Genomic DNA, 4,251 nt, shown 5'->3' with positions numbered 1-4,251 from the left:
CCAATATTTTGCAAAAAAACGAGATTTTAAGCACAACATTGATATAAATCAAGGATTATACAAAGAAATTGCCATAATCTTACGCAACAATACTCCCCTATTCTGTCAAGGAGTACTATCTTTATACTATATTTTAGATACTGTAGACCAACATCATTTCACTTTCACAAACCAAGGTAAACGATCTATTGGTACATCAAGTTGGTAAACTTTGCCACCATTATATATAGTTCCTTGGTCATCTCGCCATTTCCCTTTGGGCAATTTTACGGTTCGATGATTAACAGCCGTTGTTACAGGAGCTACCAGATATTTATCACCAAACATATATTGGTCGCTAACACTTTCAAAACCTTGATTGGGAAAACTATAAGCCATGTGACGAACTATAGGTTCTCCAGTTTGAGCAGATTTCTTCGCCTGTTCCAAAATATACGAACCTAGTTGTGTATGCCAGTGTGCGTATTTACGAACTATGGACAAATTTTCTTTTGATAAAATACGCCACGGGGCAACAGAGAATTGCATCATAGGCATCATTGCATGGATTTGACATGACCGAATGATGAGTGTTTGGTCAAACTTATCTTCATCTACATTGTAGAAGCTACCATATTCACCGCCACCAATCATATCGGGACAAGTAAAAGCATAACCTAACAATCCTGCCGAAATCATATCAGGCACCAATTGACTCACACCCACCCACGAATATTTCTTATCGCCTAAACGTTGTACCAATCCTTCATTGCCATGCCTCCAACAAGCACGCATTTCATTATATTGAAATTCCCTACCTAGCGCTGCCCACAAATATGTTTGCGCAATATCAAAGGATTTTCCATCATACACATCTACATTCTCTTCTAAATAACTATAAGAATCGCCTGCATCAAATTTAAAACCATCGATACCATATTTCTTTTGCAATTCTTTTAACTCTTCACGAATCTGATTATAAGCTTCGGGATTACTTAAATCATAAACGAAACTATATCCATTCCACCACCGAGCTACTGCAGCTTGATTTGTACCCTTTGCTTTAACAAAAAGTCCTTTAGCCTCAAAATCTCGACTCTTTTTACTATCAGGCGAAACATAAGGGCATACCCACAACATTACTTTAAATCCTAAACTGTGGAGTTCATCTATCATTTGCTTAGGATTTGGGAACTTTTCGGCCCGGAATTCCCATTCGCCATAATCTTTTTGCCAATTATCATCAATGATAAGAATGCCCGGTTCAAAACCATTATCTATAATATTATGAGCATATTTTAATATGTCGGCTTGGTTTTGATTATAGAGCAGCTCTATCCAGCTATTATAAATAGGACGCTCAAAAAATAGAGATGGTGGAATTTCTCCTGTTGCTGGAAAATGCCTATTCATTGCTCCCAAGTAAGCATCACGCAAGGTCTTACCATACGTTTGAACCTCCACCCCACCTTGCGTAGGCTGAAAATTCATCACGCGATTGGTAACCTTCAAATGGTAAGCAGCATCTAACCAAATTGCTCTTCCTTGATTTGACAATAACAAAGGTGCTGTTTGATTATTAAAATTCTCTATGCGCGTATTTACTTCTAGAGATTGGTTACTTATTGGTAATTGAGTTCCAATACCAGTTCCTACTCCCCACCAGCATTCATTGGGTAGAATATCAACCTGTTGGGCATGTACATGGCATAGTTCAACAAACAATAAGCATAAAATTATTACTTTTTTCATGACAAATACTTTTAAAAATATCTCGTTCCTTAAAAGAAACGAGATATTATACAACTTATTGCTTTATATAATCTATTAATCACATCTAACTCTATAGGAAATAATTTTTAGAAGTTTTAGTGTCGTTATTATGCTAGCAAAAAGACTTATAATCAACCATTTTACACTGCAACACATGAAAAAGAGAGAAAAAAGAAACTTTTTAAAGAAAAAACCTCCGAAAAATTTGGTTACAATTATAAAATTTCAGATATTTGCAAACATTGAAAGATTAGTATCACCATTATAATAATTTAGAATCTATTATTTATGGGAAGCAAAACAAAAGATAAGACAGATTATATATTGCAAGAAGCATTTAAACTCTTCTTGTCAAAAGAATATGTAAATGTAACAACTGGAGATTTAGAAGAAGCCACAGGAATAACTCGTGGCTCTATTTATTATCGAACTAAAAATAAAGAAGGATTATATAAGGCTGTTATCGATAAGTTTATATTTGATTTCATATCTGATACGTTGAATGCGGATATTCCTGCTTCAGAGAAAACTCCATTCTGGACTTATATTGACTATGAATTGAATAATACAGAGAAACGAATGAGAGTGATGAAAGAAAACAGAATTGATAAAAACATCTCTGCGCAATATGTGAATTTATTGGCATCTGCATCTTTTCATTATAATGGATTTGTGGAAAAATATAATGAAATAGAGATACTAATTCATAATCAATGGAGGCATTACTATGATTTAGGTGTCAAATGTGGAGAGTTGAGTGGTAATGTGGAGTCTGAGCTGGCAATATCATTGTTCCGTTCCTTGTATTACGGAGACTCCTTTTTACTTGCTATTACGGGTGATGGATTGAGTATCCAAGAATTAAGAAGGAAATACATGTTAATCTATAATGCTGTAAAATAATGAGAGGAGTTTATATAACAAGAGTTTCTTCATTTTTGCCTAATAGGGTTGTAGAAAATGATAATATGGAACAATATTTAGGACTTATCAGTTTATCATAGAATAATAACGACATTTTACAAACCAATTCGGTAACGAGATTACTTTCGTACCGAATAAAAACACATGAGTTACTATGACAAATTTCTTGCAAAAAACATTATAGTAACTCGTGTGTTTTTTTAATATTAAAAAAAATGCAAAAAAGACACAAAGATAGATTTCGTTACTTTCAAGAGTTGGCTTGTACAACCAAAGACTTCTATATAGAATTACTGCGTTCCTATATAAATATAGGAGTAGGAACAAAAGTCCTTGAAATAGGATGTGGGGAGGGAGGAAACCTGCTACCTTTTGCTCAAATAGGATGTTTGGTAACAGGTATAGACATATGCGGCTCACGCATAGAACAAGCTGTAGATTTTTTTAAGAGAGAAAATCAGAAAGGTACTTTTATATGTGAAAATTTTATGTTACTTAATAATTCAAAAGAGGGAATAGGAAAATTTGATATTATAATACTTAGGGATGTGATAGAGCATATAGAACCTCCTTGTAAGAAAGAATTTTTGTCTCATATAAAAGAGTTCATGACAGAAAAAAGTTTAGTTTTTGTATGCTTTCCTGCATGGCAAAATCCTTTTGGTGGACATCAACAAATCAGTACTGGCTTTGTTTCTAAAATTCCATTCATACATCTTCTTCCTAATCCTCTTTATAAAGCTTTCCTCACACTCAATGGAACTAATAGTGATACTATTCAGGAACTGTTTAGTATAAAACGCTCACAAGTGACTGTTGAAAGTTTTGAAAAACTTATAAAAACAATTGGTTTTCGGATAGTTAAACGGCAATTATGGCTTATCAATCCTCATTATAAGCAAAAATTTAATTTGACTCCACGACTTCTCTCGCCTGTTTTTTCGAAGATAAAATATTTACGAAACTTTTACACGACTTCTTGCACTTATGTGCTGAGAAAATAATTTTGGTTCATCAGGAATTTGGAGTGATAGATATAATCAACGTTGTCGTAGAAGATAACAAACCTCCATTATAACAGCTTTATATAAAAGGATTTAACGATGTCGCACAGCAGTTCGGCAACGCCGACTTTAGAAAAGCTTGAATTATGATTTTTTGTTTTTATAAAATGGCTTTTTATAGGCTTTTAGCGGAGGCTATTACTTCGTAACTATATGAATATAAGAGCTTATGGTTCATCACTCCAAATGTCGGATGAACCACAAATAACTTTCAAAATTTGCATCACAATCAATACTTTCATGATGATTCCAAACCTGCACAAACACATCTTGGGTAATATCTTGAGCTGCAGCTGCATCTTCCAACAAGTCGAATGCGAAATTATATACCCATCTATTATAATGATGGAATACCATTTCAAAATGCTTCAATTGACCATTTCGAAGTCCTAATAAAATGCTCTTATCTAATTGTGGCATATCAGACTTATGAGGTTATTTATAATTTGTATAGTAGAATCAGCCCTAAAACTGCTACAGTAACTATTCAGCGACACCTTGCACCTTAATC

Annotated in this window: 4 protein-coding genes; 2 read left to right on the top strand and 2 right to left on the bottom strand. The window is 33.8% G+C overall.

Annotated elements, in window-relative coordinates; translation table 11 throughout:
- Positions 1–153: 153 nt before the first annotated feature.
- On the bottom strand, positions 154–1,731 hold the full coding sequence (locus tag HMPREF3034_RS03895; RefSeq protein ID WP_062433389.1) for a glycoside hydrolase family 31 protein: 1,578 nt from the start codon (positions 1,729–1,731) through the stop codon (positions 154–156).
- Between the two features lie 309 nt (positions 1,732–2,040).
- Between HMPREF3034_RS03895 and HMPREF3034_RS03890 the strand changes: the two genes are divergently transcribed.
- Entirely contained in the window at positions 2,041–2,655 is a 615-nt protein-coding gene (locus HMPREF3034_RS03890; RefSeq protein WP_036897245.1) for a TetR/AcrR family transcriptional regulator, read from the top strand.
- A 236-nt stretch (positions 2,656–2,891) separates the two neighbouring features.
- Positions 2,892–3,680, top strand: coding sequence for a class I SAM-dependent methyltransferase (locus tag HMPREF3034_RS03885; RefSeq protein WP_036897370.1), 789 nt, complete (start codon positions 2,892–2,894; stop codon positions 3,678–3,680).
- Positions 3,681–3,917: 237 nt separating this feature from the next.
- Here the strand turns inward: HMPREF3034_RS03885 and HMPREF3034_RS03880 are convergent, their stop codons facing one another.
- Positions 3,918–4,160, bottom strand: a complete 243-nt coding sequence (locus HMPREF3034_RS03880) for an RNA polymerase sigma factor (RefSeq protein ID WP_052052842.1) — start codon at positions 4,158–4,160, stop codon at positions 3,918–3,920.
- Positions 4,161–4,251 lie beyond the last annotated feature (91 nt).

The organism is Prevotella sp. DNF00663, assembly GCF_001553265.1.
Taxonomy (GTDB): domain Bacteria; phylum Bacteroidota; class Bacteroidia; order Bacteroidales; family Bacteroidaceae; genus Prevotella.
The sequence above is the reverse complement of the archived record's forward strand: the minus strand, read 5'-3'. Positions and strand labels throughout refer to the sequence as shown.

Bases quoted from the DNA above. Each gene is read 5' to 3' on its own strand.
- HMPREF3034_RS03880 (WP_052052842.1), bottom strand. From the start codon at position 4,160: ATGCCACAATTAGATAAGAGCATTTTATTAGGACTTCGAAATGGTCAA.
- HMPREF3034_RS03890 (WP_036897245.1), top strand. From the start codon at position 2,041: ATGGGAAGCAAAACAAAAGATAAGACAGATTATATATTGCAAGAAGCA.
- HMPREF3034_RS03885 (WP_036897370.1), top strand. From the start codon at position 2,892: ATGCAAAAAAGACACAAAGATAGATTTCGTTACTTTCAAGAGTTGGCT.
- HMPREF3034_RS03895 (WP_062433389.1), bottom strand. From the start codon at position 1,731: ATGAAAAAAGTAATAATTTTATGCTTATTGTTTGTTGAACTATGCCAT.